13 protein-coding genes are annotated in these 12,783 nt (G+C 73.5%); 9 read left to right on the top strand and 4 right to left on the bottom strand.

Annotated features, from left to right (window positions below):
* The first annotated feature begins 53 nt into the window (after positions 1–53).
* Together OUQ99_RS02775 and OUQ99_RS02770 are read left to right on the top strand one after the other, a co-directional pair.
* Positions 54–470 carry an arsenate reductase ArsC gene (locus tag OUQ99_RS02775; RefSeq protein ID WP_267947845.1) on the top strand — a complete coding sequence of 139 codons (417 nt, stop codon included), beginning with the start codon at positions 54–56 and terminating at the stop codon, positions 468–470.
* Positions 471–722: 252 nt separating this feature from the next.
* Positions 723–1,382 (top strand): HNH endonuclease family protein, encoded by a 660-nt coding sequence (locus OUQ99_RS02770; protein ID WP_267947844.1) that lies wholly within the window; start codon positions 723–725, stop codon positions 1,380–1,382.
* Positions 1,383–1,404: 22 nt separating this feature from the next.
* On the opposite strand, the gene OUQ99_RS02765 is transcribed toward OUQ99_RS02770, so the two are convergent.
* The 3 genes from OUQ99_RS02765 to OUQ99_RS02755 all read right to left on the bottom strand — a co-directional run bounded on the left by OUQ99_RS02765 (position 1,405) and on the right by OUQ99_RS02755 (position 4,597).
* Entirely contained in the window at positions 1,405–2,925 is a 1,521-nt protein-coding gene (locus OUQ99_RS02765; RefSeq protein WP_267947843.1) for a tripartite tricarboxylate transporter permease, read from the bottom strand.
* Between the two features lie 8 nt (positions 2,926–2,933).
* Complete coding sequence (locus tag OUQ99_RS02760; RefSeq protein ID WP_267947842.1) at positions 2,934–3,359, bottom strand: tripartite tricarboxylate transporter TctB family protein; 426 nt, start codon at positions 3,357–3,359, stop codon at positions 2,934–2,936.
* A 224-nt stretch (positions 3,360–3,583) separates the two neighbouring features.
* The gene (locus OUQ99_RS02755) at positions 3,584–4,597 is read right to left on the bottom strand and encodes a Bug family tripartite tricarboxylate transporter substrate binding protein (protein ID WP_267947841.1); all 1,014 of its coding nucleotides are present in this window, start codon (positions 4,595–4,597) and stop codon (positions 3,584–3,586) included.
* Positions 4,598–4,738: 141 nt separating this feature from the next.
* On the opposite strand from OUQ99_RS02755, the gene OUQ99_RS02750 reads away from it, so the two are divergent.
* The 5 genes from OUQ99_RS02750 (at position 4,739) to OUQ99_RS02730 (ending at position 10,998) form a co-directional block, all read left to right on the top strand.
* On the top strand, positions 4,739–5,632 hold the full coding sequence (locus OUQ99_RS02750; RefSeq protein WP_267947840.1) for a LysR family transcriptional regulator: 894 nt from the start codon (positions 4,739–4,741) through the stop codon (positions 5,630–5,632).
* A 136-nt stretch (positions 5,633–5,768) separates the two neighbouring features.
* On the top strand, positions 5,769–6,674 hold the full coding sequence (kdgD, locus tag OUQ99_RS02745) for a 5-dehydro-4-deoxyglucarate dehydratase (RefSeq protein ID WP_267950226.1): 906 nt from the start codon (positions 5,769–5,771) through the stop codon (positions 6,672–6,674).
* A 73-nt stretch (positions 6,675–6,747) separates the two neighbouring features.
* On the top strand, positions 6,748–8,352 hold the full coding sequence (locus OUQ99_RS02740; protein ID WP_267947839.1) for an aldehyde dehydrogenase (NADP(+)): 1,605 nt from the start codon (positions 6,748–6,750) through the stop codon (positions 8,350–8,352).
* Positions 8,349–9,680, top strand: coding sequence for an enolase C-terminal domain-like protein (locus OUQ99_RS02735; RefSeq protein ID WP_267947838.1), 1,332 nt, complete (start codon positions 8,349–8,351; stop codon positions 9,678–9,680). The genes OUQ99_RS02740 and OUQ99_RS02735 overlap by 4 nt, the downstream gene beginning before the upstream one ends.
* Before the next feature lie 124 nt (positions 9,681–9,804).
* Positions 9,805–10,998 (top strand): L-talarate/galactarate dehydratase, encoded by a 1,194-nt coding sequence (locus tag OUQ99_RS02730; protein WP_267947837.1) that lies wholly within the window; start codon positions 9,805–9,807, stop codon positions 10,996–10,998.
* Between the two features lie 101 nt (positions 10,999–11,099).
* On the opposite strand, the gene OUQ99_RS02725 is transcribed toward OUQ99_RS02730, so the two are convergent.
* A complete protein-coding gene (locus tag OUQ99_RS02725) occupies positions 11,100–11,474 on the bottom strand; it encodes a winged helix-turn-helix transcriptional regulator (RefSeq protein WP_267947836.1) in 375 nt (124 codons plus the stop codon).
* Between the two features lie 80 nt (positions 11,475–11,554).
* Between OUQ99_RS02725 and OUQ99_RS02720 the strand changes: the two genes are divergently transcribed.
* A complete protein-coding gene (locus OUQ99_RS02720) occupies positions 11,555–11,965 on the top strand; it encodes a RidA family protein (RefSeq protein WP_267947835.1) in 411 nt (136 codons plus the stop codon).
* A 118-nt stretch (positions 11,966–12,083) separates the two neighbouring features.
* A complete protein-coding gene (locus OUQ99_RS02715) occupies positions 12,084–12,389 on the top strand; it encodes a hypothetical protein (protein WP_267947834.1) in 306 nt (101 codons plus the stop codon).
* Positions 12,390–12,783: the final 394 nt, after the last annotated feature.

Genomic DNA, 12,783 nt, shown 5'->3' with positions numbered 1-12,783 from the left:
CAGCTCCCGAGCACACGTGCCACCGCACCCGGAACCCGACAGGGGCCATCACCATGGGCGACCACGACAAGCCGTCGGTCCTGTTCGTCTGCGTGCACAACGCCGGACGCTCCCAGATGGCCGCGGCCTGGCTCCGCCACCTGTCCGGGGGCCGGATCGAGGTCCGCTCGGCGGGCTCCGCCCCCGCCGACTCGCTCAACCCCGCCGTCGTCGAGGCCATGGCCGAGGTCGGCGTCGACATCACCGGCCAACGCCCCCGGGTCCTCACCCCCGAGGCCGTCGAGGCCTCCGACGTGTGCGTCACGATGGGATGCGGCGACGCCTGCCCGTTCTTCCCCGGCAAGCGCTACCTGGACTGGGACCTGCCCGACCCCGCAGGCCGGGGCGTGGAGGCCGTCCGCCCCATCCGCGACGAGATCAGGAGGCGCGTCGAGGCCCTCGTCGGCGAGCTCGTGCCCGGCGGAGCCTGACCGCCGCGCCCCTCCAGCCGGGACCGCCGCGGCGGGATCCCCCCTCCGCCCGGCGCCCGCCCCGGACGCCCGGGTATCGGACCCGCGCTGCTCACACCGCGTGCATGACCGATACACCGCGCCCGCCGGGGGCCTTGCCCCGGCTTCCCCCGGTCTGCACCCGGCCCCGGGGCCCGTGACGGGCGGCCGCGTTTCCACGGGCACCGTACGGCGCAGACCCTTCACACACAGCAACCGATGTGAAGGATTCCCTTGCGCCCGTCAGCTCTCACCGCAACCGCCGGCGCCCTCGGCCTCGCCGTCCTCGCCCTCACCCTCTCCCCCGCCACCGCCCACGCGGCCGCGCCCGTCCCCCTCGCCGACGCCGTCGCGGCGCTGCCCGTCGCCGGCGAGAGCCGGGAGGGCTACGACCGCTCCCTGTTCCCGCACTGGACCGACCAGGACCGCGACGGCTGCAACACCCGTATGGAGGTCCTGATCGCCGAGGCCACCACCGCCCCCGAGGCCGACGAGCGGTGCCGCCTCACCGGGGGCGAGTGGCAGAGCTACTACGACGACCGCGTCCACACCGAGGCGCGGGGGCTCGACATCGACCACATGGTGCCCCTCGCCGAGGCCTGGGACTCCGGGGCCTCGGAGTGGACCACCGAGCGGCGCCGCGCCTACGCCAACGACCTCGACGAGGAGGTCGCCCTGGTCGCGGTCACCGCGGGGGAGAACCGCGCCAAGGCCGACAAGGACCCGGCCCAGTGGCTGCCCCCGTCGGAGGCCGCCCTGTGCAGGTACGTCACCGAGTGGACCACCGTGAAGACGCGCTGGTCGCTCAGCGTCGACCAGGCCGAGGCGGACGTGCTCGCGACGACCGCCGCGGAGTGCCCCGACGCCGTGGTCGACACCGTGCCCGCGGCCTGACCCGCCCGCCCGGGCGGGCGGGTCAGGCGTCCGCCTTCTCCCGCTCCGCCCGGGCGGTCCCGCGCCGCGCCCTGAACAGCTTCTGCGCGAGCGGGAGGAGGACCACGACGGCCAGCAGCAGGAACAGCGTGCCGGAGATCGGCCGGGTGAGGAACCCGGTCGGGTCCCCGTCGAAGACGAGGAGCGAGCGGCGCAGCGAGGTCTCCAGCAGGGACCCGAGGACGAACGCGAGCACCAGCGGGCCGGGCTCGAAGCCGAACTTCTTCATCAGGTAGCCGACCAGGCCGAACACCACCACGAGGGCGATGTCGAAGACGCTGTTGCGGACCGTGTAGACGCCCACCAGCGTGATCAGCACGGTGATCGGGGCGAGGATGCTCCCCCGGACCCGCAGGATCTTCACGAACAGCCCCACCAGCGGGATGCTCATGATCAGCAGCAGGATGTTCCCGATGTACATCGAGTTCACCACGCCCCAGAACAGGTCGGGGTCCTCGGAGACCAGCTGCGGCCCGGGGGTCACGCCCTGGATCATGAGCGCGCCGAAGATCATCGCCATCGTGGCGTTGGCGGGGATCCCGAGCGTGAGCAGCGGGATGAAGGAGGAGGTCGCGGCCGCGTTGTTCGCCGACTCCGGCGCGGCCACGCCCTCGACCGCTCCGTGGCCGAAGCGCTCGGGCGTCTTGGACCGGCGCTTCTCCAGCGCGTACGCCGCGAGGGACGACAGCGTGGCGCCGCCGCCGGGGAGGATGCCGAGGAAGAAGCCGAGCACGGAGCCGCGGCCGATCGCCCCGGACGACTGGCGCAGGTCGGCGCGGGAGGGCCACGCGTTGGCCACCCTGGCCGGGGCGACCGCGCCCTTCCTCCGCTCCTCCAGGTTGTAGAGGATCTCGCCGAGGCCGAAGACGCCCATCGCGATCGGGACGAAGTCGAGCCCGTCCGCCAGGGAGAGGGACTCGAAGGTGAACCGCTCCGCGCCCGTGAACATGTCGCGTCCGACCGTGGCCAGGAGGAGGCCGAGGCACGCGGCGACGATCGCCTTCACGCGCCCGCCGTTGCTGACCGTGGCGACCAGCAGGATGCCCAGCAGGGCCAGCGCCGTGTACTCCGGGGGACCGAAGTCCAGGGCGAAACCCGCGACCACGGGCGCGAGCAGCGACAGGGCCACGATCGACACCGTGCCGCCCACGAAGGACCCGATCGCCGCGATGCCGAGCGCGGTCCCCGCCCTGCCCTTGAGCGCCAGGGCGTGGCCGTCGAAGACGGTCACCACGGAGGAGGCCTCGCCGGGGAGCCGGAGCAGGACGGAGGTGATGGTGCCGCCGTACTGGGCCCCGTAGAAGATGCCCGCGAGCATGATGATCGCGGTCACCGGCTCCACCCCGAAGGTGAGGGGCAGCAGGATCGCGATGGTCGCCGCCGGGCCGAGTCCGGGGAGCACGCCGACCAGCATCCCGACCACGACGCCGAGCAGGCAGTAGAGCAGGTTGGCCGGTTCGAGGACGACGCCGAACCCGTCGATCACGGGGGTCAGGAAATCCATCGTCGCTCCTAGAAGAGATGGGGGATCGGCACTGCCAGGACAGCGACGAAGAGCAGGTAGAAGGCGACCACGATGCCGAGGCTGGTCAGGACGGACAGGCGCCAGGACTCGCCGCCGATGAACCGCAGCCACACGAAGGCCAGCACCGCGGCCGGGATCTCGAAGCCGATCACCCCGACGAGGGAGGCGAAGGCCGCCATGGTGGCCAGGCCGGCCAGGACCGCCCAGCTGGACGAGGAGAACCTCTCGGCGTCCCGGGTCCGCCGCGCCTGGAACACCAGGGCGGCGCCGAGGCAGGTGATCGCCGCGCTGACCAGGAACGGCCACATGCCGGCGGAGGGGGCCGACGCCTCGCCCAGGCCGAGCGACCACGAGCCGGCCAGCCCGGCGGCGCCGAGGGCGACGACCACGAGGGCGACCACGATGTTGGTCACGGGTCCCGCGGGGGGCGGTGCGGGCTCCTCGGCCGTCTCCGGTTCGCCGGGACCGGGCCCGGACGGTTCACCGGTCTCCGCCCCGTCCGGGCCCCGCCGTCCGTCGGGGGCCTCCGTCGCGCCGGAGGCCCCGGCGCCGCGGCCGGACCCCTCCGGCGCCCCCGGCACGGCGGCGGTCCCCTCAGCGCCCGCGCCGGCCTCCGGGCTCCCGCCCCGCGAGGTGATCACTGCGAACCGCCGAGGTCGATGCCGTACTCCTCCGTCATGGACCGGTACGACTCCAGGGAGGACGTCCACTCCTCGACCACCTGGTCGCCGGGGATCTCGTGGGCGGTGAGCAGGTTGTCCTCGTTGAAGGCCCGGTACTGCTCGGTGGCGAACGCGGCCTCGCACGCCTCGCGCAGGCGCTCCAGGACGTCGTCGGGGGTACCGGAGGGGGCGACGAGCGCGCGGTACTGGGCCACCTCGACCTCGTACCCCTCCTCGACGGCGGTGGGGGTGTCCTCCAGGAACTCGTTGCGCTCCGCGGAGAAGGTGAGGAGGGCGTTCAGCTCACCGGCCTCGATCTGCCCGATCGCCTCGCCGAGCTGGATCGCGGCGACGTCCACCTGGTCGCCGAGGACGGCGGTGAGCGTGGGCGCGCCGCTGTTGAAGGGGACGGCGGTGCCGGAGATCCCGGCCTGGTTGAAGAGGAGCTCCTGGGCGAGCTGACTGCCCGTGCCCACCCCGGTGGTGCCGAACTTGAGGTCGTCCCCGGCGTCCTCCAGGTCCGCGAGCGTCTCCAGGCCGGAGGCGGGGGACGAGACCAGCACGTAGTCGTCGCGGGAGATCCCGGCGACCACCTCGAAGTCGTCGATGGCGACGGCCTCGTCCTCGGAGACCGCGAGGGGGGTGATCGCGGTCAGGGAGGCGTTGACGAGCAGCAGGTTCTGCCCGTTCGGCTCCTGGCCCGCGACCTCGTTGGCCGCCAGGGCGCCGTTGGCGCCGGGGGTGTTGACCACGGGGGCGGCGACGCCGAGGTCGTCCGTGAGGCCCTCGGCCAGGGCGCGGGCGATCAGGTCGGTGCTCCCGCCCGGGTCCTGCCCGACGGCGATCGTGATCGGCCCGCTCGGGAACTCGCCCCCCGCCGCGCCGCCGGACAGGTTCCCGCCGCACGCGGCGACGGAGAGGGACAGAGCCGCGGTGAGCCCGAGGACCGCCCCTGGACGTGTGGTTCTCTTCCCTGGCGCCTGGGTCATGCGAACTCCTTCGATCCGGCGGGTGCCCGCCACTTCGTGCACTGTGAGTGCCGTCACGTTCGTGAGTGTCTGGCAGCCTAAGAGGAGTCATCCATGCATGTCCAAGGCAAATACGGCATAAGATGATACCTTTCTGGCATCATGTTCTCCTTCGACCAGCTGCGCGGTTTCGTCGCCGTCGCCGAGGAACTGCACTTCGGGCGGGCGGCCGAACGGCTCTCCATGACGCAACCCCCTCTGAGCCGCCAGATCCAGAAGCTCGAACGCACGGTCGGCGTGCAGCTGCTGGAGCGCGACCGCCGGCGCGTGTCCCTGACCGCGGCGGGCGAGGCGTTCCTCATCGAGGCCCGCCGTCTGCTCACCCTGGCGGAGAGCGCGCCGGACCACGCCCGGCGGATCTCGGCGGGGTCGAGCGGGACGCTCAGGATCGGGTTCACCGCGGCGTCGTCCTACGGCCCCCTCGGCGGGCTCCTGAACCGCCTGGAGGAGGTCCTGCCGGAGATCAACATCGAGCTGTTCGAGATGGTCACCCGCGAACAGGTGGCGGCGCTCCTCAACGAGGAGGTCGACCTCGGTCTGGCGCGGCCCCCCTTCGACACCGAGCTGTTCGGCTCCCGGGTCCAGCACCGCGAGCGGATGCTGGTCGCCGTGCCGGAGGGCCACCCCCTGGCGCGGCACGCGGGCCCCGTGGCCGCGGAGGAGCTGGTCGACGTGCCGCTGATCATGCACTCGCCGACCAGGGCCCGCTACTTCTACGACCTCGTGGTGCGCCTGGTCCCCATCTCCCACCAGAACGTCGTGCACACGGTCAGCCAGGTCCTGACCATGGTGTGGCTGGTGGCCGCGGGGAGGGGGGTCGCGTTCGTGCCCCGGTCGGCGACCGGGCTGGGCATCGACGGCGTCGTCTACCTGGAGATCGCGGACCTGCCGGAGGACCCGGTCGAACTCCACCTGCTGTGGCTGCGGGAGTCGCGCAACCCCGCCGTGCGGCGGGCCCTGGAGGCATGGCCCCCGGAGGGGGCCGCCTTGCCGTGATACCCGTCCGGTATCAGTTAATGCCCAACAACTCTTGGACAGCATCGAACGCTTCTCCGTACGGTAACGGCAACACCGCCCCGGCCCCTGCCAGGGAGACCCCGACCTGCCGACCTAAGGATGACGTGTGACTCTGATGCACCCCGGTGAGCTGGCGACCCGGCTCAAGTCCGGCCTCCTCTCGTTCCCCGTCACCCACTTCGACCAGGACCTCGCGTTCGACGAGACCCGCTACCGCGAGCACCTCGCGTGGCAGTCGGGCTTCGGCGTGGCCGGGCTGTTCGCGGCCGGGGGCACGGGTGAGGGCTTCTCGCTGACCTCGCCCGAGATCGACCGGGTCGTGCGCGCCGCGGTCGACGAGGTCGCCGGGGCGGTGCCCGTGCTCGCCCCCGCGACCGGCGGGACGGCGACGGCGAAGGCGCAGGCCAGGTCCGCCCAGGAGGCGGGGGCGGACGGGATCCTGCTGCTGCCCCCCTACCTGACCGAGGCCGGGCAGGCCGGGCTGGTCGAGCACGTCACGGCCGTCTGCTCGGCCACCGACCTGGGGGTCATCGTCTACAGCCGCGCCAACGCGGTGTTCACCGACGAGAGCGTCGCGGCCCTCGCCGACCGCAACCCCAACCTGATCGGCCTCAAGGACGGCGTCGGGGACGTCGAGCTGATGACGCGGATCTACGCCAAGGTCGGCGACCGGCTGATGTACGTGGGCGGGCTGCCCACCGCGGAGACCTTCGCCCTGCCCCTGCTCCAGCTCGGGGTCAGCACGTACTCCTCCGCGCTGTACAACTTCCTCCCCGAGTTCGCCCTCGGGTTCTTCGAGTCGGTGCGCGCCCAGGACCGCGAGGCGGTCTACCGCAAGCTCAACGACTTCGTGATCCCCTACCTCGACATCCGCGACCGGACGCGCGGCTACGCCGTGTCCATCGTCAAGGCCGGCCTGAACGCCGTCGGCCGCGACGGCGGCCGGGTCAGGCCGCCCCTGAGCGACCTCAGCCCCGCCGAGACCGACGAGCTGGCCGCTCTCATCGCCAAGGTCTCCTGAGCCGGAACCCCGGACAGAACCCGCCGCACCCCTACCAGGAGGTACCGCAGTGCCCGTCGAAGGAAGATCGCTCGTGGCCGGGGAACCGGTCGAGGGGAACGCCGGTTCCCTCCTCGCCACCGACCCCGCCACCGGTGAGGAGGTCGGACCGGCCTTCGGCCTGGTCGGTTCCGCGCAGATCGAGGCCGCGACGCGGGCGGCGGAGGCCGCCTTCGACGCCTTCCGGGCCCAGACCCCGGCGGAGCGGGCCGCCTTCCTCCGCAGGATCGCCGACAACATCGACGGGATCGGCGAGGAGCTGACCGCGCGGGCCGTGCGGGAGACCGGCCTCCCGGCGGCGCGGCTGGAGGGCGAGCGGGGCCGCACCGTCGGCCAGCTGCGGATGTTCGCCGACGTGGTGGAGCAGGGGGACGCCCTCCAGGCGCGCATCGACCCCGCCCTCCCCGACCGGCGCCCCGCCCCCCGCCCCGACATCCGCCAGGCCCACGTGCCGCTGGGCCCCGTGGTGGTCTTCGGGGCGAGCAACTTCCCCCTCGCCTTCTCCACCGCGGGCGGCGACACCGCCTCGGCGCTCGCGGCGGGCTGCCCGGTCGTGGTGAAGGCCCACAACGCCCATCCCGGCACCGCGGAGCTGGTCGGCCGGGCGGTCGCCCGGGCGGTCGCGGACAGCGGGCTCCCCGGGGGCGTGTTCTCCCTGCTGTTCGGCGAGGGCAACGGGATCGGGCAGGCCCTCGCGGCCGACCCGCGCGTCAAGGCCGTGGCGTTCACGGGCTCGCGCGCCGGGGGCCTCGCGCTCATGCGGACCGCCGCCGCCCGTCCCGAACCCGTCCCCGTGTTCGCCGAGATGTCCTCCTCCAACCCGGTCGTCGTCCTGCCGGGCGCGCTGGCCGGCGGCGCGGCCGAGGAGCTGGCGGAGGCGTACGTGGGCTCGCTGACCCTCGGAGCGGGCCAGTTCTGCACCAACCCGGGGCTCGTCCTCGTCCCCGCCACGCCCGACGGCGACCGCTTCTTCGCCGCCGCCGAGCGGCTGGTCACGGAGGCCACCGGGCAGACCATGCTCACCGGCCCCATCGCCGCCGCACGCGCCGCGGGCACGGACGCCCTCGCCGCCGAGCCCGACGTCGAGACGGTCGCCACCGGGACCGACGGCCCCGGCCCGAACGCGCTCGCGCCGATGCTCCTCGCCACCGGCCTGAAGTCGTTCACCACCCGGCCCCGCCTCCAGGAGGAGGTCTTCGGCGCGGTCGGCCTGCTGGTCCGCTACCCCGCGGACGGGCTGTCGGCCGAGGCCCTTGCGGAGTCTCTCGCCGAGGCGCTGGAGTCCTTGGAGGGACAGCTCACCGCCACCCTGCACGCCGACCCCGCGTCCGCGGACGACGCCGTCGCCGTGCGGCGGCTGATCCCCGTCCTGGAGCGCAAGGTCGGCCGCATCCTCTTCGGCGGCTGGCCCACCGGGGTCGAGGTCAACCACGCGATGGTGCACGGCGGCCCCTTCCCCGCCACGTCGGACCCGCGCAGCACCTCCGTCGGCAGCCTCGCCGTCCACAGGTTCCTGCGGCCGGTCGCCTACCAGTCCGTGCCCGACGCGTTCCTCCCGCCCGCCCTGCGCGAGGCCAACCCGTGGGGACTGAGCCGCCGCGTGGACGGCTCCGTCGTACCGGCGGAGGGGCGAGCATGAGCCCCCGGACCCCGACCGTCGTGGACGTCGAGGTGGTGCCCGTCGCCGGGCACGACAGCATGCTGCTCAACCTCAGCGGCGCCCACGGCCCCTTCTTCACCCGCAACATCGCGATCCTGACCGACAGCGAGGGCCGGACCGGGGTCGGCGAGGTCCCCGGCGGGGAGCCCATCCGGCGCACCGTCGCCGACGCCGCCGGGATGGTCGTCGGCCGCCCGGTCTCGCACGTCCACCAGGTGCTCCGCGAGATCGGGGAGGCCTTCGCCGGACGGGACGCGGGCGGGCGCGGCGAGCAGACCTTCGACCTGCGGACCACCGTCCACGCCGTCACCGCCGTCGAGTCCGCGCTCCTGGACCTCCTCGGCCAGCACCTGGAGGTCCCCGTCTGCGATCTGCTGGGGGAGGGCCGGCAGAGGGACCGGGTCCCCATGCTCGGCTACCTCTTCTACATCGGCGACCGGGACCGGACCCCGCTCCCCTACCTCGCGGAGGCCGACCCGAAGGACGACTGGGAGCGCCTGCGACGCGAGGAGGCCCTCACCCCCGACGCGGTGGTCGCGCTCGCCGAGGCGGCGCGCGAGAGGTACGGCTTCCGCGACTTCAAGCTCAAGGGCGGGGTCCTCGCCGGGGAGGAGGAGGTGGAGACGGTGCGGGCCCTGGCCGCCCGCTTCCCCGACGCCCGGATCACCCTGGACCCCAACGGGGGCTGGCTCCTGGAGGACGCCGTCCGGCTCTGCTCGGGGCTGGACGGGGTGCTCGCCTACGCCGAGGACCCGTGCGGGGCCGAGGGGGTGTACTCCGGCCGCGAGGTGATGGCGGAGTTCCGCCGGGCCACGGGCCTGCCGACGGCGACCAACATGGTCGCCACGGACTGGCGGCAGCTCGCCCACAGCGTGCGCTCGCACGCGGTGGACATCCCGCTCGCGGACCCGCACTTCTGGACCATGCGCGGATCGGTGCGCGTCGCCCAGCTGTGCCACGAGTTCGGGCTCACCTGGGGCTCGCACTCCAACAACCACTTCGACATCTCCCTGGCGATGTTCACGCAGGTGGGCGCGGCGGCGCCGGGGAAGATCACCGCCCTGGACACCCACTGGATCTGGCAGGACGGCCAGGCGCTCACCCGCGAGCCGCTCCGGATCGCGGACGGCGCGATCGAGGTGCCCACCGCCCCCGGGCTCGGCGTGGAACTCGACAGGGACGCCCTCGCGGCCGCCCACGAGCTCTACCTCGAACACGGGCTCGGGGCGCGCGACGACGCCGCGGCGATGCGGTACCTCGTCCCCGGCTGGTCCTTCGACCCCAAGCGGCCCGCGACGGTCCGGTGAGCCCCGCGTCCCCCCGGGGCCTCCCCGGACCCCGCACACACCCGGGCCGCTACGGTCGGGGCGTGTACGCGCGGCGGGACCCCGCCGCCGCAGCCCTCCCGCACACCCACACCCTGGAGACACGATGACCGCCCAGCCCGGAACCGACAGCGGGACGAGCCCCCGCGCCCACGCGGCCGCGGACAGGATCAGCGAGGTCACGCTCTCGCGCGTCGACCTGCCCCTCGCCTCCCCCATCAGCGACGCCAAGGTGCTGACCGGGAGGCAGAAGCCGCTCACGTCGGTGTCGATGCTGTTCGCCGAGATCCGCACCGAGGAGGGCCTGGAGGGGGTCGGCTACACCTACTCCAAGCGCGCGGGCGGCTTCGGCCAGTACGCGCACGCCCAGGAGATCGCCCCCGAGCTGATCGGCGAGGACCCCAGCGACATCCAGCGGATCTGGACGAAGCTGGTGTGGGCGGGCGCCTCGGTCGGCCGCAGCGGACTGGCCACCCAGGCGATCGCGGCGATCGACATCGCCCTGTGGGACCTCAAGGCCAAGCGCGCGGGGCTGCCGCTCGCCAAGCTGCTGGGCGCCCACCGCGACGCGGTGGACTGCTACAACACCTCCGGCGGGTTCCTGTCCACGCCGCTGGACCAGGTGCTCGACAACACCCGCGCCGCGCGCGCCAGCGGGATCGGCGGCATCAAGATCAAGGTCGGCCAGCCGGACTGGCGCGCCGACCTGGCCCGCGTCTCCGCCGTCCGCGAGGAGCTGGGCGACTTCCCGCTGATGGTCGACGCCAACCAGCAGTGGAACCGCAGCACCGCCGTGCGGATGGGCCGGGTGCTGGAGGAGTTCGACCTCATCTGGATCGAGGAGCCCCTCGACGCCTACGACTCCGAGGGCCACGCGGCGCTCGCCCGGGAGCTGGCGACGCCGATCGCGACCGGCGAGATGCTGACCAGCGCGGCCGAGCACGAGGAGCTGATCCGGGCGGGCGCCGTCGACTTCATGCAGCCGGACGCCGCACGCGTCGGCGGGATCACGCCGTTCCTGAAGATCATGGCCCGCGGCCAGCAGGCGGGGATCCGGATGGCGCCGCACTTCGCCATGGAGATCCACCTGCACCTGGCCGCCGCCTACGAGATCGACCCCTGGGTGGAGCACTTCGACTGGCTCCAGCCGCTGTTCGACGAGCGGCTGGAGATCGAGGACGGGCGCATGCTCGTCCCCGGCCGCCCCGGCCTGGGCTTCACGATCAGCGACCAGGCCCGTGCCTGGACCGACCAGAGCGTCCGCGTCGACGCCGACGGGCGCACCACCCTCTCGGGCTGACCCCGCCCGGCAGGACCGGCCGGGGCCCGCCCCGGCCCGCGGGGCCCGCGCGACACCGCGCGGGCCCCGCGGCGTTCCCGCCCGGAGCCGTCCCGGAGCGGTCAGTTCTCGCCGTCGTACCGCTCGCGTGCGCGCTCGACGCCGTCCATGTTGTCGGTGGTCCAGCGCAGGAGCGCGTCGATCAGGTCCTGGAGGGTCTTGCCGAGCGCCGTGATGCGGTACTCGACGGCGATCGGGCGCGTGCTCGTGACGACGCGCTCGACCATCCCGTTGCGCTCGAGGCGCCGCAGCGCCGCCGTCAGCGACTTCTGCGTCACGACGGGGATCGCGCGGCGCAGCTCGTTGAAGCGCTGGGGCTGCTCGCACAGCTCCTCCATCACCTGGAGCGACCACTTGTCGAGCACCTGGTCGAGGAGCTCTCGGTGCGACGCGGTGATCCCGGAGGCGTAGGAGGCGAAGGGGGCGGTTTCCTGCATGACACCTGGTCTCGTTGAAGTTCCCTTTGTGTACCTAGTAGACATGGGATACCACCAAGGCGCAACCGGAGGGATCTCCCATGACCGTTCAGCTGTTCTCCCCCGAGGGCATGATGCAGCCCGTTCCCTACAACCACGTCTCGGTCGCCACCGGCAGCCGCCACGTGCACGTCGCCGGGCAGATCGCGCGCGACGCCGACGCGAACCCCGTCGCGACGGGCGACCTGGCCGGCCAGGTCGCGCAGGCCCTGCGCAACACGGCACGCGGCCTGGACGGAGCCGGGGCGACCTTCGGCGACGTCGTGCGCCTCAGGTTCTTCGTCACGAAGTGGCAGCCCGAGATGATGGACGACTTCATGGCGGGCGTCGAGAGCGTCGCCGGGGAGCTGGGCCTCCCGCAGCCCTTCCCGCCCGTGTCGCTCATCGGCGTCGACTACCTCTTCGAGCCCGACGTGCTCGTCGAGGTCGAGGCGTACGCCGTCCTCGACTGAGCGGACGCCGGCGGCCCCGCGTCCCTCCGGACGCGGGGCCGCCGGCGTTCGCGGGGCGGGGCCGCCGCGGGCGCGCTCCCCGTCCCCGACGGTCACCCCCGTGGGCGATGCTGGAGTCATGACCGACCCTGACCAGCCGCGCATCCCCGAGCCCGACGTCGAACACCTGGCCGCCACGCTCCGCCGGCGCCGCGAGGAGCTCGCCCACGCCTCCGGCGTCCGGATCGGACGCGGGGACGTGGTGCACAAGCTCGCCACGCACATGTGGGCCGGTGTGGCCGTGCCCGCCATCGCCTGCCACGCGGCCGTCGACCCCCTCCGGCTGACCGCCGCGGCCGGCCCCGTCACGTGCCGCCGCTGCCTGGGGCGCGGCCGCGGCGAACGCGACCGCCAGACCCCGGGCCAGACCGTCCTGGACCTCTGACCCGCGCAGGCGGGAGGGCGCGGCCGGAGGGCCCCGTCGGGGCGTGCAGCGGGAGGAGCCGGGCTCGCCGGCGCCCTCACGGGGGAGGTGGGCGGAGGTTCCCCGCCCCGGCACTCCGGGTGCGGTGGCCGCCCCCGTACGCACGGAGGGCGGCAGGGCGCGGCCGAGCCGCCCGACAACGCGGCACCGGGGCCCGTGACGTCTCAGGCCTCCCTGGCCGCCCCACCAAGGGCCCTTGCCGCCGGGGGCGGCCTCCTCTCTCCGACACGGGGTCGTGACCTGCGACTTCGTTTTGAAAAGGTCTGCTCATAGGCGCACACCGAGCAGCTTCCCGACCGGGGATCCCGAATAGTTTCTCCTTTTCACTCTAGAGAACCATACGCCGGATATGGTA

Source organism: Streptomonospora nanhaiensis (genome assembly GCF_026642255.1).
GTDB lineage: Bacteria > Actinomycetota > Actinomycetes > Streptosporangiales > Streptosporangiaceae > Nocardiopsis > Nocardiopsis tropica.
Note: the sequence above shows the minus strand (reverse complement) of the source record. Positions and strands in the feature narration are given on the sequence as shown.

Bases quoted from the DNA above. Each gene is read 5' to 3' on its own strand.
- kdgD (WP_267950226.1), top strand. From the start codon at position 5,769: ATGCACCCCGGTGAGCTGGCGACCCGGCTCAAGTCCGGCCTCCTCTCG.
- OUQ99_RS02750 (WP_267947840.1), top strand. From the start codon at position 4,739: ATGTTCTCCTTCGACCAGCTGCGCGGTTTCGTCGCCGTCGCCGAGGAA.
- OUQ99_RS02775 (WP_267947845.1), top strand. From the start codon at position 54: ATGGGCGACCACGACAAGCCGTCGGTCCTGTTCGTCTGCGTGCACAAC.
- OUQ99_RS02755 (WP_267947841.1), bottom strand. From the start codon at position 4,597: ATGACCCAGGCGCCAGGGAAGAGAACCACACGTCCAGGGGCGGTCCTC.
- OUQ99_RS02765 (WP_267947843.1), bottom strand. From the start codon at position 2,925: ATGGATTTCCTGACCCCCGTGATCGACGGGTTCGGCGTCGTCCTCGAA.
- OUQ99_RS02725 (WP_267947836.1), bottom strand. From the start codon at position 11,474: ATGCAGGAAACCGCCCCCTTCGCCTCCTACGCCTCCGGGATCACCGCG.
- OUQ99_RS02735 (WP_267947838.1), top strand. From the start codon at position 8,349: ATGAGCCCCCGGACCCCGACCGTCGTGGACGTCGAGGTGGTGCCCGTC.
- OUQ99_RS02730 (WP_267947837.1), top strand. From the start codon at position 9,805: ATGACCGCCCAGCCCGGAACCGACAGCGGGACGAGCCCCCGCGCCCAC.
- OUQ99_RS02720 (WP_267947835.1), top strand. From the start codon at position 11,555: ATGACCGTTCAGCTGTTCTCCCCCGAGGGCATGATGCAGCCCGTTCCC.
- OUQ99_RS02715 (WP_267947834.1), top strand. From the start codon at position 12,084: ATGACCGACCCTGACCAGCCGCGCATCCCCGAGCCCGACGTCGAACAC.